Origin of the sequence: Streptomyces marianii, from assembly GCF_005795905.1 — a bacterium.
Classification (GTDB): Bacteria; Actinomycetota; Actinomycetes; order Streptomycetales; family Streptomycetaceae; genus Streptomyces; species Streptomyces marianii.
Window position 1 is genome coordinate 3,477,681 of the sequence record NZ_VAWE01000001.1, and the last position, 24,183, is coordinate 3,501,863.

Here is a 24,183-nt window from a genome sequence, read left to right on the forward strand (position 1 = left end):
AGAGGTACTCCTGTCTGCTGACGATCACACGGATTGTCGATGTGTCGCTGTCACCACTCAAGTCAGCGTATCCGGTCGCCTTTCGATCACCATGGGCGCCTTCCCGCCTCCCCCGGTATGTTCGCGATCAGCCCATACGACTGGATGTGAGAGTTTTGTCTGGAATCTCGATGGTGCCCGCCGGGACGCGCGCACACCCGCCCGCCGAAGCCCACCGCGCCCCCTTCCTCCCGGCGGGCGCGGACACCCGGAGGGGTGTGCCGGATCCGCCGGGGCCTGCGTCATGAGGATCCGCACCGACTACCCGTACGAGACCCGCCAGGACGACGTCCGCATCCCGGTGCCCGGCGTCTCCGGGGGCACCACCCTGCTCTACGGCCGCGTCTGGCGGCCGGTCACCGACGAGCCCGTCCCCGCCCTGCTCGAATACCTCCCCTGCCGGCTGAGCGACCGGACCGCGGCCTCGGACCGGCAGCGCCACCCCTGGTACGCGGGGCACGGCTACGCCTCCGTACGCGTCGACGTCCGCGGCCACGGCAACAGCGGGGGCGTGCCCGGCGACGAGTACCCGGCGGCCGGGCCGGCGGACGGGGCGGCCGTCGTCGAATGGCTCGCCCGGGAGCCGTGGTGCTCGGGCCGCGTGGGCATGTTCGGGATGTCCTGGGGCGGCACCAGCGCCCTGCAGATCGCGGCGCTCGCGCCGGAGCCACTGAAGGCCGTCGTCGCGGTCTGCTCCACCGACGACCGGTACGACAACGACGTGCACCGCATCGGCGGCGCGGTCGCCGCCGCAGGCACCGCCTCCCGGGCCGCGACCCTGCTCGCCTTCGGCGCCCGGCCGCCCGACCCGCTCTACGCCGGAGAGGACTGGCGCCGGCCACGCCTTCGCCCCCGGCCATCGCATCCGGCTGGCCGTCTCCTCCGCCTACTGGCCCTGGATCTGGCCCCGTGCGGACTCCGCGGGTTTCACCCTCGACCCGGACGGCTCCTTCCTCGAACTCCCCGTCCGCAGTGCCCCCGAAGGCCCGGGGACGTGCGGCACCATCGCCTTCGAGGCACCCGAGCACGCCGAGCCGCTCGGCGTCGTCACCCCCGTCACACTCGATCCGCCGCGCCCGGGCGGCTGATCGTCCGCGATGTGGCCAAGGGTGAATGGCGGCTGGAACTCTCCGGCGACTGCGGCACCCGCGTCCACCCGGACGGCCTCGAACTCACGGAGCGGAGCGCGGAGTCGTACACGATCCGGGAACGGGACCCGCTGTCCGCGAGGACCCGGTGCGAATGGACGATCCGCCTCCATCGCCCGGAGCAGGCGTGGGACACCACGGTCGAGACCCGCTCCGACATCGGCTGCGACGAGGACCACCGACGAGGTGGTGTGCCGGCACGGCCGCGAGGTGGTATTCCACCGCACCTGGCAGAGGCGGATCCCGAGGAGGGCGGGCTGACGGGACCGGCGCGCCGGGCGGGCGCCGGGTGTCCGAGTGGGCCCTGACGCCGACTGCACCGTCCACGTAACGTGTCCTCCACACACGTGGAAAGCGAGGCAAGCACCGATGCCCGAGCAGAGCCCGCTCGATCTGGCCGAGGGCGATCCCTTCGGCCCGCACAACCTCCCGTACGGCGTCTTCACCACGGCGGACGAGCCGGACCGGCGCCGGCTCGGGGTCCGGATCGGCGGCCACGTGCTCGACGCCGGCGCCGCGGCGCACACCCTCGGCTCCCCGTACGCCGCGCTGCTCGCCCAGCCCGGCCTGGGACCGCTGCTCGCGGCCGGCCGCACCGCCTGGCGGGACGTGCGGCGCGCGCTCACCGCGTGGGTGACGGTGCCGGCCCACCGCCGGGACATCGAGCCGCTGCTCCACCCGCTCGGCTCGGTGACGCTCCATCTCCCCTACGACGTGGCCGACTACGTCGACTTCTACGCCAGCGAGCACCACGCCACCAACGTCGGCCGCATCTTCCGCCCGGACGGCGAACCGCTCACGCCCAACTGGAAGCATCTTCCGATCGGTTACCACGGCCGCTCCGGTACCGTCGTCGTCTCCGGCACGGAGGTCGTCCGCCCCTCCGGACAGCGGAAGGCCCCCGCCGACCCGGCTCCCGTCTTCGGCCCGTCGGTCAAGCTGGACATCGAAGCGGAGGTCGGCTTCGTCGTCGGCACCCCCTCCGAACTCGGCCGACCCGTCCCGCTGAACGGTTTCCGCGACCACGTCTTCGGACTCCAGTTGCTCAACGACTGGTCCGCGCGCGACATCCAGGCCTGGGAGTACGTGCCCCTCGGCCCGTTCCTCGGCAAGTCGTTCGCCACGTCCGTGTCCGCCTGGGTCACCCCGCTGGAGGCCCTCGACGCCGCACGGGTCTCCCCGCCCGCCCGGGACTTCGGCCTGCTGCCCTACCTCGACGACTCGGGCGACGAGGAGCCGGGTGGCTTCGACCTGCGTATCTCCGTCGCCGTCAACGGGCAGATCGTGTCCGAGCCGCCGTTCGCCACCATGTACTGGACCGCGGCCCAGCAGCTGGCCCACATGACCGTCAACGGCGCCTCGCTGCGTACCGGGGACCTGTACGGCTCCGGCACGGTCAGCGGCCCCGACGTGCACCAGCGCGGCTCGCTCCTCGAACTCACCTGGAACGGCCGTGATCCGCTCGAGTTGCCGTACGGGAAGCGGACGTTCCTGGAGGACGGCGACGAGGTCACCCTCACCGCGTGGGCACCGGGCCCCGACGGCGTGAAGGTCGGCCTCGGCGAGGTCACCGGCCGGATCGCGCCCGCCGCCGAGTAGGACTCCGCCGGGTCGGGGCGGCCCGGTGGCCTCCCGCACGGCCCAAGGCCTCGGGTCAGGGGCCCTGCTCGGGCCTCTGACCGCCGCGGTGCCGGCGCCGGCCCGCCCGCTCCCGTGCGCCGAGCGGCTCGTGGACGGGGACCGGCCCCGGCGCCGTCGCGGTCCCCCACACGTACCGCCGCGGTGCCGGCGTCGGCCCACCCGCTTCCGTGCGCCGAGCGGCTCGTGGACGGGGACCGGCCCCGGCGCCGTCGCGGTCCCCCACACGTACCGCCATGGCCCGGCGGGCGGCCGGGGCCTCGCGGAGTCCCGCGGAAGCCGGCACGCGGCTTGCGCGGCCCGGAGCGTCACCAGTGCTCGGCCAGCCTGAGCACCAGGACCAGCGACCCCGATCCCAGGGCCAGGAGGGTCCAGACGGCGACCCATGGCCTGCGGCCGTTCAGCAGGTGCCGTACCGCCGCTGTGCCCTCGACGGCGACGCCGGCCATGCCCAGCACCCCGATGACGGCCCCCGTCCAGTAGGCCCACCCCTGCTCTCCGAAGAATCTCAGCAGCAGAAGGGCCGGGAGCAGCACCGCCGCCGGCCAGGTGTCCGCACTGCTCGGCTGCTTCGGCTCCTCCCGTCGGCCGGGATCCCGGGACCGGTCCGGCTGTTCCGGATCCCCGGTCCGCCGCGACTGCTCCGCTGAAGCGCCCACGATGTCCCCCCGTGTCCACGATCAAGGTCCGGCTCCCTGGAGGACGCCGGACCTTGATCGCGGGTTGCCCGGGGACGGGCACGACCCCCCGGGGAAGGGGACGTAAACGTGCGGAGGGCCGGACCCGGAACCGGTCGAAGCCGGACCGGGACCGGAACCGGGCCGTGCGGAGCCCGGCCCGGCCCGCGCGGAGACCTGACCGCCGGTCCCGGTCCGGACCGGCGGTCAGGCTCTGTCGTCCGTGACGCGCTCGCCCTCGGCCTGGGACGGCGTGGTCCGGTCGACGTCGGGGTGCTGCTCCTCGGTCGACTCCCGGTCCTCGCCCTCGGCCTGGGAGGGGGTGGTGTACTCGGGCTCCTGGTACTGGTCGATCATGACGATCCTCCTCGACCCGACGGCCTCGCCCCGTGATCGAGCCTAGTCGCATTCGGACCGCCCGGCCGGGTGGCGTGGGCAGCGCGAGGGCCCGGCACCCCTCCGAGAAGTGCCGGGCCCTCGCGCCGACCGTGCGGGGACGTCCCCGCGGACCACCGCCTACCGCACGAACACGCTCGCCTGGCCGGCCAGGTCCAGGAAGTACTGCGGTGCAACGCCGAGCACCAGGGTGACCACGACGCCGACCGCGATCGCCGTCGTCGTCAGCGGGGAGGGGACGGCGACCGTCGGGCCCTCCGGCTTCGGCTCGCTGAAGAACATCAGCACGATGACCCGGATGTAGAAGAACGCGGCGATCGCGGACGAGATCACACCGATCACGACCAGCACCCCGGCGCCTCCCTCCGCCGCCGCCCGGAACACGGCGAACTTCCCGGAGAAGCCAGAGGTCAGCGGGATGCCGGCGAAGGCCAGCAGGAACACCGCGAAGACGGCCGCGACCAGCGGCGACCGCCTGCCGAGGCCCGCCCACTTGGACAGGTGGGTGGCCTCGCCGCCGGCGTCGCGCACCAGCGTGACCACCGCGAACGCGCCGATGGTGACGAAGGAGTACGCGAGCAGGTAGAAGAGCACCGACGAGACACCGTCCGGCGTCACCGCGATGACACCGGCGAGGATGAAGCCGGCGTGTGCGATCGAGGAGTACGCCAGGAGCCGCTTGATGTCGGTCTGGGTGATGGCGACGATCGCGCCGCCCAGCATGGTGACGATGGCGATCGCCCACATGACCGGCCGCCAGTCCCAGCGCAGCCCGGGCAGCACCACGTACAGCAGCCGGAGCAGTGCGCCGAAGGCCGCGACCTTGGTGGCCGCCGCCATGAAGCCGGTGACCGGGGTCGGTGCGCCCTGGTAGACGTCCGGGGTCCACATGTGGAACGGCACCGCGCCCACCTTGAAGAGCAGCCCCGTAAGGATCAGCGCCCCGCCGATGAGCAGCAGGGCGTCGTTGCCCATCGTGCCGGCGAGCGCCGGGTCGATGGTCTGGACGGTGCCGTCGACGACGTCGGCGATGCGCGCGTACGCGACCGAGCCCGCGTAGCCGTACAGCAGGGCGATGCCGAAGAGCAGGAACGCGGAGGAGAAGGCGCCGAGGAGGAAGTACTTCACCGCGGCCTCCTGCGACATGAGCCGCTTGCGCCGGGCCAGCGCGCACAGCAGGTACAGCGGGAGGGAGAAGACCTCCAGGGCGATGAACAGCGTCAGCAGATCGTTGGCCGCGGGGAAGACCAGCATCCCGGCGACGGCGAAGAGGGCCAGCGGGAACACCTCGGTGGTGGTGAACCCTGCCTTGACCGCGGCCTTCTCGCTGTCGCTGCCCGGTACAGAGCCGGCCTGTGCGGCGAAGGAGTCGACGCGCTCGCCGTGCGCCGCGGGGTCGAGCCGGCGCTCGGCGAACGTGAACACCGCGACCAGTGACGCCAGCAGGATCGTGCCCTGCAGGAACAGGGCGGGGCCGTCGACCGCGATGGCGCCCATCGCCGCGATGTGCGCCTTGGTCGTGCCGTAGCCGCCGACGGCCAGGCCGACCACCGCGGCGAACGCGGCGGTCAGGGCCACGACGGCGAGGAAGACCTGTGTGTAGTGGCGGCTCCTGCGCGGGACGAAGGCCTCGACCAGCACACCGAGGATCGCCGCGCCGACCACGATCAGCATGGGCGCGAGCTGTGCGTACTCGATGTGCGGCGCCGGGATCCTGTCCAGCGGCTCGGCTGCCGTTGTCCACAGGTTGTGGACAGCTGTCGTGCTCACTTGGCCGCCTCCACCTCGGGCTGGGGGTCCTTCTTCTGGACGTCGGACATGGTGTGCTCGACGGCCGGGTTGACGATGTCCGTCAGCGGCTTCGGAAAGACGCCGAGGAAGACGAGCAGCGCGATCAACGGCGTGACCACGACCAGTTCGCGCAGCCGCAGATCCGGAATGCTCCGCACCTCCTCCTTCACCGGTCCGGTCATCGTCCGCTGGTACAGCACCAGCGTGTAGAGCGCGGCGAGCACGATGCCGAAGGTCGCGATGATGCCGACGACGGGATAGCGCGCGAACGTCCCGACGAGGACCAGGAACTCACTGACGAACGGCGCGAGTCCCGGCAGCGACAGGGTCGCCAGGCCGCCGATGAGGAAGGTGCCGGCGAGGACCGGCGCGACCTTCTGCACTCCGCCGTAGTCGGCGATGAGCCGGGAGCCGCGCCGCGAGATCAGGAAGCCGGCCACCAGCATCAGCGCGGCGGTCGAGATCCCGTGGTTCACCATGTAGAGCGTCGCCCCGGACTGCCCCTGGGTGGTCATCGCGAAGATGCCCATGATGATGAAGCCGAAATGGGAGATCGACGCATAGGCGATCAGGCGCTTGATGTCGCGCTGCCCGACGGCGAGCAGCGCGCCGTAGACGATGCTGACCAGGGCCAGGGCCAGGATCACCGGGGTCGCCCACTCGGACGCCTCCGGGAACAGTCCCAGGCAGAAGCGCAGCATCGCGAACGTGCCGACCTTGTCGACCACGGCCGTGATCAGCACGGCGACCGGGGCGGTCGACTCGCCCATCGCGTTGGGCAGCCAGGTGTGCAGCGGCCAGAGCGGCGCCTTCACCGCGAAGGCGAAGAAGAAGCCGAGGAACAGCAGCCGCTCGGTGTTGGTGGCCATCTCCAGCGTGCCGTTGGCACGGGCCTCGGCGATCTCCGTCAGCGAGAAGTTGCCCGCGACCACGTAGAGCCCGATGACCGCGGCCAGCATGATGAGGCCGCCGGCCAGGTTGTAGAGGAGGAACTTCACCGCGGCGTAGGAACGCTGAGCCGCCGCGTTCTCGTCGCCGCTCCCCGCCGCGGCAGCGGCCTGTCGAGCAGGTGCGGCACGGTCCCCGAAGCCGCCGATGAGGAAGTACATCGGGATGAGCATGGCTTCGAAGAGGATGTAGAAGAGGAAGACGTCGGTGGCCTCGAAGGAGAGGATCACCATCGCCTCGACCGACAGGATCAGGGCGAAGAATCCCTGGGTCGGCCGCCACCGGTAGTTCTTCGTCTCGGCGGGGGTGTCCCCGCCGGAGGCAGGGGAGGGGTCGGCATCGTGCCAACCCGCCAGAATGATCGGCGGGATCAGCACGGCGGTCAGCGCGATCAGCGCCACCGCGATCCCGTCCACGCCCAGTTCGTAGCGGACCCCGAAGTCCGCGATCCAGGCGTGGGACTCGGTGAGCTGGTAGCGGTCGCCGCCGGGCTCGAACCGTACGGCGATCACCGCCGCGAGCACGAGCGTGCCCAGGGAGACCAGCAGCGCCAGCCACTTGGCGGCCGTGCGCCGGCCGGCCGGGACGGCGGCGGTGGCGATCGCGCCGAGCGCCGGGAGCGCCGCCGCCGCGGTGAGGAGCGGGAAGGACATGTCGGTTACACCGCCCTCATCAGCAGGGTCGCGGCGATCAGCACCGCCGTACCTCCGAACATCGTGACCGCGTAGGTGCGGGCGTAGCCGTTCTGCAGCTTGCGGAGCCGGCCGGAGAGGCCGCCGAACGAGGCCGCCGTGCCGTTGACGACCCCGTCGACCAGGCTGTGGTCCACGTACACGAGCGACCGGGTCAGGTGCTCGCCGCCCCGGACCAGGACCACGTGGTTGAAGTCGTCCTGGAGGAGGTCGCGGCGGGCGGCCCGGGTGAGCAGCGAGCCGCGCGGCGGGGTGACCGGCACCGGGCGGCGGCCGTACTGGAGATAGGCGAGTGCGACGCCGAGGACCATCACCGCGACCGTCGCGGTCGTGACGGTCGCGGCGCTGAGCGGCGAATGGCCGTGTTCGAAGCTGGTGACCGGCTCCAGCCACTTCACGAACGACTCGTGCCAGGAGAACAGCCCGCCGGCGAAGACCGAGCCGAAGGCGAGCACGATCATCGGGATCGTCATCGTCCTCGGCGACTCGTGCGGATGCGGCAGTTCGCCCTTGTCGTCGGGCTGCCAGCGCTTCTCGCCGAAGAAGGTCATCAGCATCACACGCGTCATGTAGAAGGCGGTGATGGCGGCGCCCAGCAGGGCCGCGCCGCCGAGGATCCAGCCCTCGGTGCCGCCCTTGGCGAAGGCCGCCTCGATGATCTTGTCCTTGGAGAAGAAGCCGGACAGGCCCGGGAAACCGATGATGGCGAGGTAGCCGAGGCCGAAGGTGACGAAGGTGATCGGCATGTACTTCCGCAGGCCGCCGTACTTCCTCATGTCCACCTCGTCGTTCATGCCGTGCATGACCGAACCGGCACCGAGGAAGAGCCCGGCCTTGAAGAAGCCGTGGGTGACCAGATGCATGATCGCGAAGGCGTATCCGATCGGGCCGAGGCCCGCCGCCAGGATCATGTAGCCGATCTGCGACATCGTCGAACCGGCCAGCGCCTTCTTGATGTCGTCCTTCGCGCAACCGACGATCGCACCGAAGAGGAGCGTGACCGCGCCGACCGTGACGACGGCCAGCTGGGCGTCCGGGGCGGCGTTGAAGATCGCCCCGGAGCGGGTGATCAGGTAGACGCCGGCGGTGACCATCGTCGCCGCGTGGATCAGGGCCGAGACCGGGGTCGGGCCCTCCATGGCGTCCCCGAGCCAGGACTGCAGCGGCACCTGGGCGGACTTGCCGCAGGCGGCGAGCAGCAGGAGCAGGCCCAGGGCCGTCAGCGTGCCCTCGGACGCCCTGCCCGTGGACCCCAGCACCGGCCCGAAGGCGAAGGTGCCGAAGGTGGTGAACATCAGCATGATGGCGATGGACAGGCCCATGTCGCCGACCCGGTTGACCAGGAAGGCCTTCTTCGCCGCCGTCGCCGCGCTGGGCTTGTGCTGCCAGAAGCCGATGAGCAGGTACGAGGCGAGGCCGACGCCCTCCCACCCGACGTACAGCAGCAGGTAGTTGTCGGCGAGCACGAGCAGGAGCATCGCCGCGAGGAACAGGTTGAGGTAGCCGAAGAAGCGGCGGCGGCGCTCGTCGTGCTCCATGTACCCCACCGAGTACAGATGGATGAGCGAGCCGACGCCGGTGATCAGCAGGACGAAGGTCATCGACAGCTGGTCGAGCTGGAAGGCGACGTCAGCCTGGAAGCCGCCGACCGGGATCCAGCTGAACAGGTGCTGGTGGAGGGTGCGGTCGTCGCCGGGCCGGCCGAGCATGTCGGCGAACAGCACGACGGCGACGACGAAGGAGGCGGCGGCGAGCGCGGTGCCGATCCAGTGGCCCGAGCGGTCGAGCCGGCGCCCGCCGAGCAGCAGCACGGCCGCGCCGAGCAAGGGCGCCGCGACCAGCAGCGCGATCAGGTTCTCTGCGTTGTCCACGAGTCTGCGACCCCTTACAGCTTCATCAGACTGGCGTCGTCGACCGAGGCCGAGTGGCGGGAACGGAACAGCGACACGATGATCGCGAGCCCGACCACGACCTCGGCGGCGGCGACGACCATCGTGAAGAAGGCGATGATCTGGCCGTCGAGATTGCCGTGCATCCGGGAGAAGGCGACGAGCGCGAGGTTGCAGGCGTTGAGCATGAGCTCGATGCACATGAAGACGACGATCGCGTTCCGCCTGATCAGTACGCCGGCCGCGCCGATGGTGAACAACAGGGCGGCGAGGTAGAGATAGTTGACGGGGTTCACCGCTTGGCCTCCTGTCCGTCGCGCCGGCCGTCCCGGCCGAGTTCGTCCCGGTCCCGGTCGAGGCGCTCCTCGGAACGGCGCTCCAGCGCCTTGAGGTCGTTCAGTGCCTCACGGGACACGTCCCGGACCTGGCCGCGGGAGCGCAGCGTCTTGCTGACGGTGAGCTCCGAGGGGGTGCCGTCGGGGAGCAGACCGGGGATGTCCACCGCGTTGTGGCGGGCGTACACGCCCGGGGCGGGCAGCGGGGTCGGGAGCTTCCAGCCGTAGGCCGCCGATGAGGGGTGGCGGTCGGGCGACGGGAGGTCGCTCGCCTCGCGCACGCGCTGCACGGCCAGTTCCCGCTGGGTCTTCGCGCGCTCGGTGCGCTCCCGGTGGGTGAGCACCATCGCGCCGACCGCCGCCGTGATGAGCAGGGCACCGGTGATCTCGAACGCGAAGACGTACTTGGTGAAGATCAGCGCCGCCAGGCCCTCGACGTTGCCCGCCGCGTTGGCCTCGCCGAGTCCGATGAAGGACCCGGGGCCCAGCGAGGCGTGGCCGATGCCCGCGATCAGCAGGACGCCAAAGCCGATGCCGCAGAGGGCAGCCCACCAGCGCTGGCCCTTCAGGGTCTCCTTGAGGGAGTCCGCGGCCGTGACACCGACCAGCATGACGACGAACAGGAAGAGCATCATGATCGCGCCGGTGTAGACGACGATCTGGACGACACCCAGGAAGTACGCGCCGTTGGCGAGGTAGAAGACCGCCAGCACGATCATGGTCCCGGCGAGGCACAGCGCGCTGTGCACGGCCTTCTTCATCAGGATGGTGCACAGCGCCCCGACGACGGCGACGGTGCCGAGGACCCAGAACTGGACGGCCTCGCCGGTGGAGGTCGCGGCGGCCAGCGCGCTCATACGTCGACCTCCTTCTTCGCCGCCGGCTCCTCCGGCCCGAGGGAGGAGCCGGCGTCCTGCGGCTCCTCCCCCTTGGACACGGCGACCTGGCGCTCGGTCCCGGGGGCGGCTTCGGTGACCAGCCCCCGGTAGTAGTCCTGCTCGTCCGTGCCGGGGTGGATCGCGTGCGGGGTGTCGACCATGCCGGGCTCGAGGCCCGCCAGCAGCTGCTCCTTGGTGTAGATCAGGTTCTCGCGGGAGCTGTCGGCCAGCTCGAACTCGTTGGTCATGGTGAGCGCCCGGGTCGGGCACGCCTCGATGCACAGCCCGCAGAGGATGCAGCGGGCGTAGTTGATCTGGTAGACGCGGCCGTACCGCTCGCCGGGCGAGTAACGCTCCTCCTCGGTGTTGTCCGCGCCCTCCACGTAGATGGCGTCGGCCGGACAGGCCCAGGCGCACAGCTCGCACCCGACGCACTTCTCCAGCCCGTCCGGGTGCCGGTTGAGCTGGTGCCGGCCGTGGAAGCGCGGCGCGGTCGTCTTCTGCTGCTCCGGGTACTGCTCGGTCAGCCGCTTCTTGAACATGGCCTTGAAGGTCACGCCGAAGCCGGCGACCGGGTTCTGGAACGCGCTCCCGGAATCCTCGGGTCGCTCAGGCACCGTCAGCCTCCTTTCCGTCACGAGGACCGTCACTCTCAGTATTCGCGCCGCCGCTGACAATCAGCTCGCGGTCGCGACGTGGCCGCCTTCGCGGAACCTGCGGCAGCACCTGTCCGGGCAGCGGGGGCACCGGGAAACCGCCGGCCATCGGGTCGAACGCCCCGGGCGCACCGCCCTCCTCGGCCTCCGCCTCCTCGGCCGCCTCCGCCTCGGCCCGTTCCCTGCGGCCGCGGAAGAGGTCCGCGACGAAGGACAACAGCAGGACGGCGAGGACCGCACCGCCGACGTACAGCACGATCTGTGAGAAGTCGCGTCCGTCGTTGCGCAGCGCCCGTACGGTCGCGACGAGCATCAGCCAGACGACCGAGACCGGGATGAGCACCTTCCAGCCGAGCTTCATCAGCTGGTCGTAGCGGACGCGCGGGAGCGTGCCGCGCAGCCAGATGAAGAAGAAGAGCAGCAACTGCACCTTGATGACGAACCAGAGCATCGGCCACCAGCCGTGGTTCGCGCCCTCCCAGAAGGTGCTGACGGGCCACGGGGCCCGCCAGCCGCCCAGGAAGAGCGTGACGGAGACCGCCGCGACGGTGACCATGTTCACGTACTCGGCGAGCATGAACATCGCGAACTTGATCGACGAGTACTCGGTGTTGAAGCCGCCGACGAGGTCGCCCTCGGACTCCGGCATGTCGAACGGGGCCCGGTTGGTCTCACCGACCATCGTCACGATGTAGATGAGGAACGAGACCGGCAGCAGCAGGACGTACCAGCGGTCCGCCTGGGCCTCCACGATCGTCGAGGTCGACATCGAGCCGGAGTAGAGGAAGACGGAGGCGAACGCGGCGCCCATGGCGATCTCGTACGAAATCATCTGGGCGCAGGAGCGCAGTCCGCCGAGCAGCGGGTACGTCGAGCCGGACGACCAGCCGGCGAGCACGATGCCGTAGATGCCGACCGAGGCGACCGCGAGGATGTAGAGCATCGCGATCGGCAGGTCGGTGAGCTGCATCGTGGTCCGCTGGCCGAAGATCGAGATCTCGTTGCCGGCCGGGCCGAACGGGATGACGGCGATCGCCATGAAGGCCGGGATGGCCGCGACGATCGGTGCCAGGACGTAGACCACCTTGTCCGCGCGCTTGACGACCACGTCCTCCTTGAGCATCAGCTTGACGCCGTCCGCGAGGGACTGGAGGAGGCCCCACGGACCGTGCCGGTTGGGGCCGATGCGCAGCTGCATCCACGCGACGACCTTGCGCTCCCACACGATGGAGAACAGCACGGTCACCATCAGGAAGGCGAAGCAGAAGACCGCCTTGACGACGACGAGCCACCAGGGGTCCCGCCCGAACAGCGAGAGGTCCTCCGCCGCGAGCAGCGTCTGGTCGAGGAGTGCCGGGTTCACGCGCGCACCTCCGGTACGTCGTCGGGGCCGGTGGTCCCGTGACCGGCCGTTGCCGCCGGGCCGACGCGGACGAGCCGGCCGGGCGTCACGCCCGTGTCGCTCAGCACGCCGCCGCCGGCCGAGTTGAGCGGGAGCCACACCACCTGGTCGGGCATCTCGGTCACCTGGAGCGGGAGTTGCACGGAACCGGAGGGACCGCTGACGGCGAGCAGATCGCCGTCCTCGACCCCGGTCTCGGCCGCGGTGGCGGCGGAGAGCCGGGCGACGGCCGCGTGCCGGGTGCCGGCCAGCGCCTCGTCGCCCTCCTGGAGGAGCCCCTGGTCGAGCAGGAGCCGGTGGCCGGCCAGGACCGCCTCGCCCTCGCCGGGGCGGGGCAGCGGCCGGGCGGACTCGGCGGGCTGGTCCGCCCGGGGGCCGGTCCAGCCGCCGAGCCGGTCCATCTCACGCCGTACGGACCGGAGGTCGGGCAGGGCGAGGTGCACGTCGAGCGCGTCGGCGAGCATGTGCAGCACCCGCGCGTCCGTCGGCGGCAGCGGGCGGGTCATCTGGTCCGGCTTGAGCGCGGCCTCGAAGAGCCGTGCCCTGCCCTCCCAGTTGAGGAAGGTGCCCGGCTTCTCGGCCACGGCCGCGACCGGGAAGACCACGTCGGCCCGCGAGGTGACCTCGGAGGGCCGCAGTTCCAGCGAGACCAGGAAGCCGACCGAGTCGAGCGCCTCCCGGGCACGTGCCGGGTGGGGCAGGTCGGCGACCTCGACGCCGGCGACGACCAGGGCGGCCAGTTCGCCGTTGGCTGCGGCCTCCACGATCTGCCCGGTGTCCCGGCCGTAGCGGTGCGGCAGTTCGCGTACGCCCCAGGCCGCCGCGGTCTCCTCGCGGGCCCGCGGGTCGGTGGCGGGGCGGCCGCCGGGCAGCAGGGACGGCAGGGCGCCGGCCTCGACGGCGCCGCGCTCGCCGGCGCGGCGCGGGATCCAGACCAGCTCGGCGCCGGTCGCCGTGGCGGTGCGCGCGACCGCGCTCAGAGCGCCCGGTACTCCGGCCAGCCGCTCACCGACGACGATCACGGCGCCTTCGGCCCGCAGCGCCTCGGCGGCCGTGGCGCCGTCCCCCTCGAGCCCGGTACCCGACGCCAGCGAGTCCAGCCATTCGGCCTCGGTGCCGGGAGCCGCCGGAAGCAGCACGCCCTGGGCCTTCGCGAGCCCGCGGGTGGCGTGCGTGGCGAGGGCGAACGTCCGCTGGCCGTGCTTGCGCGCGGCCTTGCGCAGCCGGAGGAAGACCCCCGGAGCCTCCTCCTCCGCCTCGAAGCCCACGAGCAGCACCGCCGGGGCCTTCTCCAGCGAGGTGTAGGAGACGCCCGTGCGGTCGAGATCCCGGCCGCGGCCGGCGACCCGGGCGGCGAGGAAGTCGGCCTCCTCCGAGGAGTGGACCCGGGCCCGGAAGTCGATGTCGTTGGTGTCGAGGGCGATCCGGGCGAACTTGGCGTACCCGTAGGCGTCCTCCACGGTCAGCCGGCCGCCGGTGAGCACCGCGGCCCGGCCGCGTGCCGCCGCGAGTCCGGTGGCCGCCGCCTCCAGCGCTTCCGGCCAGCTCGCGGTCTCCAGCTCACCGGTCTCCCTGTTGCGGACGAGCGGCGTGGTGAGCCGGTCGCGCTGCTGGGCGTAGCGGAAGGCGAACCGCCCCTTGTCGCAGATCCACTCCTCGTTGACCTCGGGGTCCTCGGCGGCGAGCCGCCGCATGACCTTTCCGCGCCGGTGGTCGGTGCGGGTCGCGCAGCCGCCCGCGCAGTGCTCGCAGACGGACGGCGACGAGACGAGGTCGAAGGGCCGGGAGCGGAACCGGTAGGCCGCCGAGGTCAGCGCGCCGACCGGGCAGATCTGGATGGTGTTCCCGGAGAAGTAGGACTGGAAGGGGTCGCCCTCGCCCGTGCCGACCTGCTGGAGCGCGCCGCGTTCCAGGAGTTCGATCATCGGGTCGCCGGCGATCTGGTTGGAGAAGCGGGTGCAGCGCGCGCACAGCACGCACCGCTCGCGGTCGAGCAGCACCTGGGTGGAGATGTTGACCGGCTTCTCGTACGTCCGCTTCCTGCCCTCGAAGCGGGACTCCGCCTGGCCGTGCGAGACGGCCTGGTTCTGCAGCGGGCATTCACCGCCCTTGTCGCAGACGGGGCAGTCGAGCGGGTGGTTGATGAGCAGCAGCTCCATCACGCCCTTCTGCGCCTTCTCGGCGACCGGCGAGGTGAGCTGCGACCTGACGACCATGCCGTCGGTGCAGGTGATGGTGCAGGAGGCCATCGGCTTGCGCTGGCCCTCGACCTCGACGATGCACTGACGGCAGGCGCCGGCCGGGTCGAGGAGCGGGTGGTCGCAGAACCGGGGGATCTCGATGCCGAGCTGCTCGGCGGCCCGGATGACCAGGGTGCCCTTCGGCACGGAGATCTCGACCCCGTCGATGGTCAGCGTGACCAGGTCCTCCGGCGGGACCGCGGCGCTCCCGCCGCCGGTGTTCGCGGCGGACGTGGTGACGGTCATGCGTCCACCTCCAGGTTCGACACGGCCCAGGCCGTGGACTTCGCGGGGTCGAAGGGGCAGCCCCGGCCGGTGATGTGCTGCTCGTACTCGTCGCGGAAGTACTTCAGCGAGGAGAAGATCGGCGCCGCGGCGCCGTCACCGAGGGCGCAGAACGACTTGCCGTTGATGTTGTCGGCGATGTCGTTCAGCTTGTCGAGGTCCTCCGTCGAGCCCTTGCCCGCCTCGATGTCGCGCAGCAGCTGGACCAGCCAGTAGGTGCCCTCGCGGCAGGGTGTGCACTTGCCGCAGGACTCATGGGCGTAGAACTCGGTCCAGCGGGTCACGGCCCGGACCACGCAGGTCGTCTCGTCGAAGCACTGGAGCGCCTTGGTACCGAGCATGGAACCGGCGGCGCCCACACCCTCGTAGTCCAGCGGCACGTCGAGGTGCTCGTCGGTGAACATCGGGGTCGAGGAGCCGCCGGGCGTCCAGAACTTCAGCCGGTGGCCGGGGCGCATGCCGCCGCCCATGTCGAGCAGTTGGCGCAGCGTGATGCCGAGCGGGGCCTCGTACTGGCCGGGACGGGCGACGTGGCCGCTCAGCGAGTACAGCGTGAAGCCGGGGGACTTCTCGCTGCCCATGGAGCGGAACCACTCCTTGCCCTTGTTGAGGATCGCGGGAACGGACGCGATGGACTCGACGTTGTTCACCACGGTGGGGCAGGCGTACAGACCGGCGACCGCGGGGAAGGGCGGCCGCAGCCGGGGCTGCCCGCGCCGGCCCTCCAGCGAGTCCAGCAGGGCGGTCTCCTCACCGCAGATGTACGCGCCGGCGCCGGCGTGCACGGTGAGTTCGACGTCGAGTCCGCTGCCGAGGATGTTCTTGCCGAGGTAGCCGGCGTCGTACGCCTCGCGGACGGCCTCGTGCAGCCTGCGCAGTACGGGGACGACCTCACCGCGCAGATAGACGAAGGCGTGCTCGGACCGGATCGCGTAGCAGGCGATCACGATGCCCTCGATGAGGGAGTGGGGGTTGGCGAAAAGGAGCGGGATGTCCTTGCAGGTGCCCGGCTCCGACTCGTCGGCGTTGACGACGAGGTAGTGCGGCTTGCCGTCGCCCTGCGGGATGAACTGCCACTTCATCCCGGTGGGAAAGCCGGCGCCGCCGCGGCCGCGCAGCCCGGAGTCCTTCACGTACGCGATCAGGTCGTCGGGGGCCATGGCGAGGGCCTTGCGCAGTCCCTCGTAGCCCTCGTGCTCGCGGTAGGTGTCCAGGGTCCAGGACTCGGGCTGGTCCCAGAAGGCGGAAAGGACGGGCATGAGCAACTTCTCGGGGCTGGTCCCGCCGCCTGCCTCCGGCCCGTACTCGGTGGACACGGTCATCACTCCCCCTCCTCGGATACCGGGCCGGCCGGGTGGGCCGGGTCGGACGCCGATGTGGCCTGTGAGTCGTTCTGCGTCCCGGAGGGACTCGTCGAGGGGTGGTGGTCGGGCGACGGGCGGGCGTGCGAGCTGAGGTGCTCGCCCGGGGGCTCGTCCTGCGGAGCGGCGCCGCGCGGGTGGACGACCCGCGGCTTGGGGGCCTCGCCCTTGGCCAGCCGGAGGCCGATGAGGGAGGCGGGGCCGGCGCCGCCGGTGGCCTCGACGGCTCCGGGGCGCTCGTCGGGGAAGCCGGCCAGGATGCGGGCGGTCTCCTTGAACGTGCACAGCGGGGCGCCTCGGGTGGGTTCGACGCTCCGCCCGGCCCTCAGGTCGTCGACGAGCCGTCGGGCCGACTCGGGGGTCTGGTTGTCGAAGAACTCCCAGTTGACCATCACGACGGGGGCGAAGTCGCAGGCGGCGTTGCATTCGATGTGCTCGAGGGTGACCTTGCCGTCCTCGGTGGTCCCGCCGTTGCCGACGCCGAGGTGCTCCTTGAGACCGTCGAAGATCGCGTCGCCGCCCATCACGGCGCAGAGGGTGTTGGTGCAGACGCCGACCTGGTAGTCGCCGGACGGCTTGCGGCGGTACATCGAGTAGAAGGTCGCGACCGCGGTGACCTCGGCCGTGGTCAGGTCCAGGATCTCCGCGCAGAACCGCATGCCGGTGCGGGTGACGTGGCCCTCCTCCGACTGCACGAGGTGCAGCAGCGGCAGCAGCGCGGACCGGCTGTCCGGGTAGCGGCCGATGATCTGCCGGGCGTCCGTCTCCAGCCTCGTGCGCACCTCCGCCGGATAGTCGGGGGCGGGGAGCTGGGGCATGCCGAGCGATACGTCTGTCACCGGTCGACGCCTCCCATCACGGGGTCGATGGACGCGACGGCGACGATCACGTCGGCGACCTGGCCGCCCTCGCACATCGCCGCCATGGCCTGCAGATTGGTGAAGGACGGGTCGCGGAAGTGGACCCGGTAGGGCCGGGTGCCGCCGTCCGAGACGACATGGACGCCGAGCTCGCCCTTGGGGGATTCGACGGCCGCGTACGCCTGTCCGGCCGGGACCCGGAAGCCCTCCGTCACCAGCTTGAAGTGGTGGATCAGGGCCTCCATGGAGGTGCCCATGATCTTCTTGATGTGGTCGAGGGAGTTGCCGAGGCCGTCCGGGCCGAGCGCGAGCTGCGCGGGCCAGGCGATCTTCTTGTCCTCGACCATCACCGGTCCGGGGGCGAGCCGGTCCAGGCACTGCTCGACGATCCGCAGCGACTGCCGCATCTCCTCCAGCCGGATGAGGAAGCGGCCGTAGGCGTCGCAGGTGTCCGCGGTCGGGACGTCGAACTCGTAGTTCTCGTACCCGCAGTACGGATCGGTCTTGCGCAGGTCGTGCGGGAGGCCGGTGGAGCGCAGGATCGGGCCCGTCGCGCCGAGTGCCATGCAGCCGGCGAGGTCGAGGTAGCCGATGTCCTGCATCCGGGCCTTGAAGATGGGGTTCCCGGTGGCGAGCTTGTCGTACTCGGGAAGGTTCTTCTTCATCGTCTTCACGAACTCGCGGATCTGGTCGACCGCGCCCGGGGGCAGGTCCTGGGCGAGACCGCCGGGGCGGATGTACGCGTGGTTCATCCGCAGGCCGGTGATCAGTTCGAAGAGGTCGAGAACGAGTTCACGATCACGGAATCCGTAGATCATGATCGTGGTCGCGCCCAGCTCCATGCCGCCGGTGGCGATGCACACCAGGTGCGAGGAGAGCCGGTTGAGCTCCATCAGGAGCACGCGGATGACCGAGGCGCGGTCGGGGACCTGGTCCTCGACGCCGAGGAGCCGCTCCACGGCGAGGCAGTACGCCGTCTCGTTGAAGAACGGCGTCAGGTAGTCCATGCGCGTGACGAAGGTGGTCCCCTGCGTCCACGTCCGGTACTCGAGGTTCTTCTCGATCCCGGTGTGCAGGTACCCGATGCCGCAGCGGGCCTCGGTGACGGTCTCGCCGTCGATCTCGAGGATCAGCCGGAGCACTCCGTGGGTGGAGGGGTGCTGGGGTCCCATGTTGACGACGATGCGCTCGTCGTCGGCCTTGGCCGCGGTCTCCACGACCTCGTCCCAGTCCCCGCCGGTGACCGTGTGGACGGTCCCCTCGGTGGTCTCGCGCGAGCTTGCCGATGAGGTGGTCACGAGTACGACCTCCGCTGGTCCGGAGCCGGGATCTGGGCGCCCTTGTACTCGACGGGGATGCCGCCGAGGGGGTAGTCCTTGCGCTGCGGGAAGCCCTGCCAGTCGTCCGGCATCATGATCCGGGTGAGGGCGGGGTGGCCGTCGAAGACCAGACCGAAGAAGTCGTAGGTCTCGCGCTCGTGCCAGTCGTTGGTCGGATAGACCTCGACGAGCGACGGAACGTGCGGGTCCGTGTCCGGAGCGCTGACCTCCAGCCGGATCAGCCGGCCGTGGGTGAGCGAGCGCAGGTGGTAGACGGCGTGCAGCTCGCGCCCCTGGTCACCGGGATAGTGGACGCCGCTGACCCCCGTGCACAGCTCGAAGCGGAGCGCCGGGTCGTCGCGCAGCGTCCTGGCGACCCGGACCAGATGCTCGCGCGCGATGTGGAAGGTGAGCTCGTCGCGGTCGACGACGGTCTTCTCGATCGCGTTCTCCGGGAGGAGGTCCTGCTCCTCCAGGGCGCCCTCGAGCTCGTCGGCGACCTCGTCGAACCAGCCGCCGTAGGGGCGGGTGGCGGCGCCGGGCAGCCGGACGGAGCGGACGAGTCCGCCGTAGCCGGAGGTGTCGCCGCCGTCGCCGGCGCCGAACATGCCGCGCTGGACACGAATCTCCTCGCCGTGCTCACCGCGCTGGCCAGGCAGGTTCTGCTCGGAGAGCTCCTTCTCCGGGTTCGGCTGGTCGGTCACTTGTGCACCCCCTTGATCGCTTCCCCGTCCGCACGGCACAGGGGTGCGGGGTTCGTCGTCTGCGGCCCGGCGGCCGTGTGCGCGGCGCTCACCGGAGCAGGCCCTTCATCTCGATCGTCGGGAGCGCCTTGAGTGCCGCTTCCTCCGCCTCGCGGGCCGCTTCCTCCGCGTTCACCCCGAGCTTCGAGCTCTGGATCTTCTGGTGGAGCTTGAGGATGGCGTCCATCAGCATCTCCGGCCGAGGGGGGCAGCCGGGCAGATAGATGTCAACGGGAACAATGTGGTCAACACCCTGCACAATCGCGTAATTGTTGAACATTCCGCCCGATGATGCGCAAACACCCATGGAAATCACCCACTTGGGATTGGGCATCTGGTCGTAGACCTGGCGCAGGACAGGCGCCATCTTCTGACTCACCCGGCCGGCCACGATCATCAGGTCGGCCTGCCGCGGCGATCCGCGGAAGACCTCCATACCGAAGCGGGCCAGGTCGTAGCGGCCCGCGCCGGTCGTCATCATCTCGATGGCGCAGCAGGCGAGGCCGAAGGTCGCGGGGAAGACGGACGCCTTGCGCACCCAGCCCGCGGCCTGCTCGACGGTGGTCAGCAGGAAACCGCTCGGCAGTTTCTCTTCGAGTCCCATTGCTCCTCAGCCCCTCAGTCCCATTCCAGGCCGCCGCGCCGCCAGACGTAGGCGTAGGCGACGAAGACGGTGAGCACGAAGAGCAGCATCTCCACGAGCCCGAAGATCCCCAGGGCGTCGAACGTGACGGCCCATGGATAGAGGAAGACGATCTCGATATCGAAGATGATGAAGAGCATCGCCGTCAGGTAGTACTTGATCGGGAAGCGGCCTCCTCCGGCCGGCGTCGGCGTCGGCTCGATACCGCACTCGTAGGCCTCGAGCTTCGCGCGGTTGTACCGCTTCGGGCCGACGAGCGTGGCCATGACCACGGAGAAGATCGCAAAGCCTGCCCCTAGGGCGCCGAGCACGAGGATGGGCGCGTAGGCATTCACGCTCCTCGCTCCTTCCAGTCGTCCTTGACCGTTGGACCGCACCGGGCCTCGCCTCGCCGCCCCGCGAAGATCATGCTCATGTGAGGCAGTTCACAAGCCCGACTGCTCCGCATCCTATGCCCGCCGGTCTGTGATCTGCGACACGGGGTGCGCAACGACTTTGTGATCTCCACCACCTGACGAAGGATCATGAAGCCGGATGAGCGGTGATCTTCATACGGGAAGCACACGAGCGGCTACAAAAGGTGACCATCTCGATCGTTGTCGCTGGTCAGGGGTGGGGTTCACTAGCAGGGGCGACGCCGTCCAGGCAAATTCGCGATGGACCGGACCGGGTGATAGAGGACGGCCTTCACTCACGCGAGGGGCGGGGCGGACGGAGGTGGACACGTGCACTTGTTCACGAGCGCCGCGAGGGCCGGCGGCGGTGACCATTCTGTGACCTGCGCCACTCGGCCTGCCGCCCGAAAAACCGGGGCTTGGCCATCGGTGTGAAGGGGTGGTAAGCGACGGGCAATACGGACCTTTTCACGAAAGTCCGTGACCACGACCCTGATCACCTCTGCCCGTTTTGCCCGTTACGGCGTCAATAAAGGCGGCACACTGGCGGATTCGGGCGCCCCCGGCGGCAACTGTGGTGGAAACCACGTTTCTTGAAGGGAACCATGGAGCCCTGATAGCGGTTGTACCCATGTCCCACACCGCTCACATACGTAGCCACCGGAAGCCCCGCCGCAGCTCCTCGAAGCTCGCGCTGCGCGCCGGAGTTGCCGGTGGCGTCCTCAGCACCATCGCGGTGGCCGGAAGCGCCGGGCCGGCGAACGCCGAGCCGGTGACCGAGACCATCGAGATGCCCGCGCTCACCTTCGACAGCCCGGAGCTCGCCGGCGCGGTCGCCCTCTCCGCCGAGGCGACCCAGCAGGCGGCCCTGGACCTCGATCTGCAGACCCAGGAGAACGCTGCCGCGGCCAAAGCCGCCAAGGCCGCGAAGAAGGCCAAGGCCGAGGCCGAGCGCAAGGCGGAGGCCGAGCGGAAGGCCGAGGAGGCCGCCCGCGCCGCGGTCGAGGAGCGCTCCTCCCGCTCGTCCGAGCGCACCACCCTCTCCAGCGCCTCGCAGAGCGTCTCCAACGCGTCCGGCTCCGCCGCGACCGTCGTCGCCTTCCTCAAGGCGCAGCTCGGCGACGCCTACGTCCTGGGCGCCACCGGCCCCAACTCGTGGGACTGCTCCAGCCTCGTCCAGGCCGCGTTCCGCCAGGTCGGCATCGACCTGCCGCGCGTCTCCCAGGACCAGTCGGTGGCCGGCACCCAGGTCTCCCTGGACAACATCCAGGTCGGCGACATCCTCTACTGGGGCGGCGCCGGTTCCGCGTACCACACGGGTGTCTACATCGGCGACGGCAAGTACCTCGACGCCGCCAACCCGGGCAAGGGCGTCGTCATCCAGGAGCTGTCGGGCTACCCGGCGAGCGGCGCCGTTCGCGTCCTCTGAGCGGTTCTCGAAGCGGTTCTCCCGGAACGCCCGGTTCGTTCCGGTCCGCAGCCGAACGAGGCCACCGTCTCCCCGTCCAGGGGGGCCGGTGGCCTTCTCGTCGTCCCTCCGGGCGGACCTCGTGGCCCCTCGGGAGGCTGCCGGGCGCGGGGCCCGGGGTAGGCCCGGGGTAGGCCCGGAGGAGGACGTCCGCCCTCCCCCGGACTTCGCGTGTCAGGCCTTCGGGGCCACCTTGGAGAGACCGTTGATGATCCGGTCCATCGCGTCGCCGCCTGACGGGTCGGTGAGGTTCGCCAGCATCTTCAGCGTGAACTTCATCAGCAGCGGGTGTGTCAGCCCCCGCTGCGTGGCGATCTTCATGACCCTCGGGTTGCCGATGAGCTTCACGAACGCGCGGCCCAGCGTGTAGTAGCCGCCGTAGGTCTCCTTCAGGACCTTCGGGTAGTTGTGCAGGGCCAGTTCCCGCTGGGCGGGGGTGGCCCGGGCGTGGGCCTGCACGATGACGTCGGCGGCGATCTGACCGGACTCCATGGCGTAGGCGATGCCCTCGCCGTTGAACGGGTTGACCAGACCGCCCGCGTCGCCGACGAGCAGCAGGCCCCTGGTGTAGTGCGGCTGGCGGTTGAACGCCATGGGGAGTGCGGCGCCCCGGATCGGGCCGGTCATGTTGTCCGGCACGTAACCCCAGTCCTCCGGCATCGAGGCGCACCAGGCCTTCAGGACCTCGCGCCAGTCGAGCTCCTTGAACGACGCCGAGGTGTTCAGGACCCCGAGGCCGACGTTGGAGGTGCCGTCGCCCATGCCGAAGATCCAGCCGTAGCCGGGCAGCAGCCGGTCCTCCCCGGGACCGCGGCGGTCCCACAGCTCCAGCCAGGACTCCAGGTAGTCGTCGTCGTGGCGCGGGCTGGTGAAGTACGTGCGGACGGCGACGCCCATGGGGCGGTCCTCACGCCGGTGCAGTCCCATGGCGAGGGAGATCCGGGAGGAGTTGCCGTCGGCGGCGACGACCAGCGGGGCGTGGAAGGTGACCTCCCGCTTCTCCTCACCGAGCTTGGCGTGGACGCCGGTGATCCGGCCGGTCCGGTCGTCGATGACGGGCGCGCCGACGTTGCAGCGCTCGTACAGCCGCGCGCCGGCCTTCTGCGCCTGCCGCGCCAGCTGCTCGTCGAAGTCGTCCCGCTTGCGGACGAGTCCGTAGTCCGGGTAGCTGGCCAGCTCCGGCCAGTCCAGCTGCAGCCGGACACCGCCGCCGATGATCCGCAGGCCCTTGTTGCGCAGCCAGCCGGCCTCCTCGGAGACGTCGATGCCCATGGCGACCAGCTGCTTGGTGGCGCGGGGCGTGAGCCCGTCGCCGCAGACCTTCTCGCGGGGGAACGCCGTCTTCTCCAGCAGCAGTACGTCCAGGCCGGACTTGGCCAGGTAGTAGGCGGTCGTCGAACCGGCCGGGCCTGCCCCGACGACGATCACATCTGCGGTGTGCTCGGAGGGGGTCGTCTCGGTCACGGCGGGTTCTCCCGAAGACTCGAATTCGCGTGCCGTGCGGCACAGGTCGTGTGCAGTCTATGGGGGCGTACCGACCGGCGACCGAAGGGCTCCCCCGCGATGACCGCAGCGTCTCTCCCCGTCGTACAGCTCCGTGTGCCCACCGAGGAGGACACGTTCGCCTGGCACCGCGTCTTCGACGACCCCGAGGTGATGGAGTTCCACGGGGGCAGGTCCGCCGGGGTGTCCGTGTACGAGGAACTCACCGCGCGGCAGCGGCGGCACGACGCGGAACGGGGCTTCTGCCTGTGGACGCTGTTCGACGAGGCGGGCGAGGTCCTCGGCTTCACGGGCGCGCAGCCCTGGCCGCACGAGTCGTTCGGGCCGGTCGGCGAGATCGAGATCGGCTGGCGTCTCGCGCGGCCGTACTGGGGCCGCGGCTACGCGACCGCCGCCGCCCGGACGACCCTGGACCGGGTGCGCGCGGCCGGCGTTCCCTCCGTGGTCGCCATGGTCGACTCCCGCAACCAGCGGTCGATCGCCGTGACCCGGCGTCTGGGCATGGAGCTCTCCGAGACGTACGCCGTCCCGGACTCCGAACGCAAGGGGCTCTGCTTCCGGCTCACCCTGTAGCGAACGCCGGGTCCGCGGTCCAGGTGGACAGGACCGTCTCGAAGACCACCGGGGTCACCACCGCCCGGCGCACCGGTGCGGGCCGTCCCGGGCCGGGCCGGGGTGGCCGCGGGCGGAGTCCGGGCGGGCGCGGAGCCGGCGAGCGGTGCACCCGTGGGGCTCGTGGCGGCCGGTGAAGGCCGGGACGGGACGGCCGCCGCGGGACGGTCCCCCGGTCCGGGCCCGGAACCCTCGTCCTTGAGCAGCAGCACGCCCGCGGTGGTGCCCGCGCCGAGCACGAGTGCCGCCGTCAGGGTCCCGCCCC

20 protein-coding genes and 1 pseudogene are annotated in these 24,183 nt (G+C 70.8%); 4 read left to right on the plus strand and 17 right to left on the minus strand.

Going from position 1 to position 24,183, the window contains the following annotated elements; genetic code table 11:
* Nucleotides 1-283 precede the first annotated feature (283 nt).
* Together FEF34_RS44480 and fahA are read left to right on the plus strand one after the other, a co-directional pair.
* Nucleotides 284-1,348, plus strand: a pseudogene (locus FEF34_RS44480) (CocE/NonD family hydrolase); the annotation flags it as partial.
* Nucleotides 1,349-1,556: 208 nt separating this feature from the next.
* On the plus strand, nucleotides 1,557-2,786 hold the full coding sequence (gene fahA, locus FEF34_RS15590) for a fumarylacetoacetase (protein ID WP_138053728.1): 1,230 nt from the start codon (nucleotides 1,557-1,559) through the stop codon (nucleotides 2,784-2,786).
* A 347-nt stretch (nucleotides 2,787-3,133) separates the two neighbouring features.
* Here fahA and FEF34_RS15595 read toward each other — a convergent pair whose 3' ends face one another.
* The 16 genes from FEF34_RS15595 to FEF34_RS15665 all read right to left on the minus strand — a co-directional run bounded on the left by FEF34_RS15595 (nucleotide 3,134) and on the right by FEF34_RS15665 (nucleotide 20,275).
* Nucleotides 3,134-3,484, minus strand: coding sequence for a hypothetical protein (locus FEF34_RS15595; RefSeq protein ID WP_138053729.1), 351 nt, complete (start codon nucleotides 3,482-3,484; stop codon nucleotides 3,134-3,136).
* Nucleotides 3,485-3,709: 225 nt separating this feature from the next.
* Nucleotides 3,710-3,859, minus strand: coding sequence for a hypothetical protein (locus FEF34_RS41255; protein ID WP_171052963.1), 150 nt, complete (start codon nucleotides 3,857-3,859; stop codon nucleotides 3,710-3,712).
* A gap of 159 nt (nucleotides 3,860-4,018) precedes the next feature.
* Nucleotides 4,019-5,668 (minus strand): NADH-quinone oxidoreductase subunit NuoN, encoded by a 1,650-nt coding sequence (gene nuoN / locus FEF34_RS15600; RefSeq protein WP_138053730.1) that lies wholly within the window; start codon nucleotides 5,666-5,668, stop codon nucleotides 4,019-4,021.
* Nucleotides 5,665-7,290, minus strand: a complete 1,626-nt coding sequence (locus FEF34_RS15605) for an NADH-quinone oxidoreductase subunit M (protein WP_138053731.1) — start codon at nucleotides 7,288-7,290, stop codon at nucleotides 5,665-5,667. Before FEF34_RS15605 ends, nuoN begins: the two co-directional genes overlap by 4 nt.
* A 5-nt stretch (nucleotides 7,291-7,295) precedes the next feature.
* Nucleotides 7,296-9,200 carry an NADH-quinone oxidoreductase subunit L gene (nuoL, locus tag FEF34_RS15610; RefSeq protein ID WP_138053732.1) on the minus strand — a complete coding sequence of 635 codons (1,905 nt, stop codon included), beginning with the start codon at nucleotides 9,198-9,200 and terminating at the stop codon, nucleotides 7,296-7,298.
* 14 nt (nucleotides 9,201-9,214) lie between these two features.
* Nucleotides 9,215-9,514, minus strand: coding sequence for an NADH-quinone oxidoreductase subunit NuoK (gene nuoK / locus FEF34_RS15615; RefSeq protein ID WP_093661653.1), 300 nt, complete (start codon nucleotides 9,512-9,514; stop codon nucleotides 9,215-9,217).
* The gene (locus FEF34_RS15620) at nucleotides 9,511-10,410 is read right to left on the minus strand and encodes an NADH-quinone oxidoreductase subunit J (protein WP_138053733.1); all 900 of its coding nucleotides are present in this window, start codon (nucleotides 10,408-10,410) and stop codon (nucleotides 9,511-9,513) included. The genes nuoK and FEF34_RS15620 overlap by 4 nt, the downstream gene beginning before the upstream one ends.
* Complete coding sequence (nuoI, locus tag FEF34_RS15625; RefSeq protein WP_138053734.1) at nucleotides 10,407-11,048, minus strand: NADH-quinone oxidoreductase subunit NuoI; 642 nt, start codon at nucleotides 11,046-11,048, stop codon at nucleotides 10,407-10,409. The genes FEF34_RS15620 and nuoI overlap by 4 nt, the downstream gene beginning before the upstream one ends.
* On the minus strand, nucleotides 11,041-12,450 hold the full coding sequence (gene nuoH / locus FEF34_RS15630; protein ID WP_138053735.1) for an NADH-quinone oxidoreductase subunit NuoH: 1,410 nt from the start codon (nucleotides 12,448-12,450) through the stop codon (nucleotides 11,041-11,043). Before nuoH ends, nuoI begins: the two co-directional genes overlap by 8 nt.
* Entirely contained in the window at nucleotides 12,447-14,975 is a 2,529-nt protein-coding gene (locus FEF34_RS15635) for an NADH-quinone oxidoreductase subunit G (RefSeq protein ID WP_138053736.1), read from the minus strand. Before FEF34_RS15635 ends, nuoH begins: the two co-directional genes overlap by 4 nt.
* Nucleotides 14,972-16,336 (minus strand): NADH-quinone oxidoreductase subunit NuoF, encoded by a 1,365-nt coding sequence (gene nuoF, locus FEF34_RS15640; protein WP_138053737.1) that lies wholly within the window; start codon nucleotides 16,334-16,336, stop codon nucleotides 14,972-14,974. The genes FEF34_RS15635 and nuoF overlap by 4 nt, the downstream gene beginning before the upstream one ends.
* Nucleotides 16,336-17,193, minus strand: coding sequence for an NADH-quinone oxidoreductase subunit NuoE (gene nuoE / locus FEF34_RS15645; protein ID WP_138057507.1), 858 nt, complete (start codon nucleotides 17,191-17,193; stop codon nucleotides 16,336-16,338). The genes nuoF and nuoE overlap by 1 nt, the downstream gene beginning before the upstream one ends.
* A 17-nt stretch (nucleotides 17,194-17,210) precedes the next feature.
* Nucleotides 17,211-18,533: an NADH-quinone oxidoreductase subunit D gene (locus FEF34_RS15650; RefSeq protein ID WP_138053738.1), complete on the minus strand. Its 1,323-nt coding sequence runs from the start codon at nucleotides 18,531-18,533 to the stop codon at nucleotides 17,211-17,213.
* Nucleotides 18,530-19,258: an NADH-quinone oxidoreductase subunit C gene (locus FEF34_RS15655; RefSeq protein WP_138053739.1), complete on the minus strand. Its 729-nt coding sequence runs from the start codon at nucleotides 19,256-19,258 to the stop codon at nucleotides 18,530-18,532. Before FEF34_RS15655 ends, FEF34_RS15650 begins: the two co-directional genes overlap by 4 nt.
* An 88-nt stretch (nucleotides 19,259-19,346) precedes the next feature.
* The gene (locus FEF34_RS15660; protein ID WP_007383964.1) at nucleotides 19,347-19,901 is read right to left on the minus strand and encodes a NuoB/complex I 20 kDa subunit family protein; all 555 of its coding nucleotides are present in this window, start codon (nucleotides 19,899-19,901) and stop codon (nucleotides 19,347-19,349) included.
* A gap of 14 nt (nucleotides 19,902-19,915) precedes the next feature.
* Nucleotides 19,916-20,275, minus strand: coding sequence for an NADH-quinone oxidoreductase subunit A (locus FEF34_RS15665; RefSeq protein ID WP_093661633.1), 360 nt, complete (start codon nucleotides 20,273-20,275; stop codon nucleotides 19,916-19,918).
* A gap of 691 nt (nucleotides 20,276-20,966) precedes the next feature.
* Between FEF34_RS15665 and FEF34_RS15670 the strand changes: the two genes are divergently transcribed.
* Nucleotides 20,967-21,764 carry a C40 family peptidase gene (locus tag FEF34_RS15670; RefSeq protein WP_138053740.1) on the plus strand — a complete coding sequence of 266 codons (798 nt, stop codon included), beginning with the start codon at nucleotides 20,967-20,969 and terminating at the stop codon, nucleotides 21,762-21,764.
* A 213-nt stretch (nucleotides 21,765-21,977) separates the two neighbouring features.
* Here FEF34_RS15670 and FEF34_RS15675 read toward each other — a convergent pair whose 3' ends face one another.
* Nucleotides 21,978-23,267 (minus strand): geranylgeranyl reductase family protein, encoded by a 1,290-nt coding sequence (locus tag FEF34_RS15675; protein WP_138053741.1) that lies wholly within the window; start codon nucleotides 23,265-23,267, stop codon nucleotides 21,978-21,980.
* 99 nt (nucleotides 23,268-23,366) lie between these two features.
* On the opposite strand from FEF34_RS15675, the gene FEF34_RS15680 reads away from it, so the two are divergent.
* The gene (locus tag FEF34_RS15680; protein ID WP_138053742.1) at nucleotides 23,367-23,879 is read left to right on the plus strand and encodes a GNAT family N-acetyltransferase; all 513 of its coding nucleotides are present in this window, start codon (nucleotides 23,367-23,369) and stop codon (nucleotides 23,877-23,879) included.
* Nucleotides 23,880-24,183 lie beyond the last annotated feature (304 nt).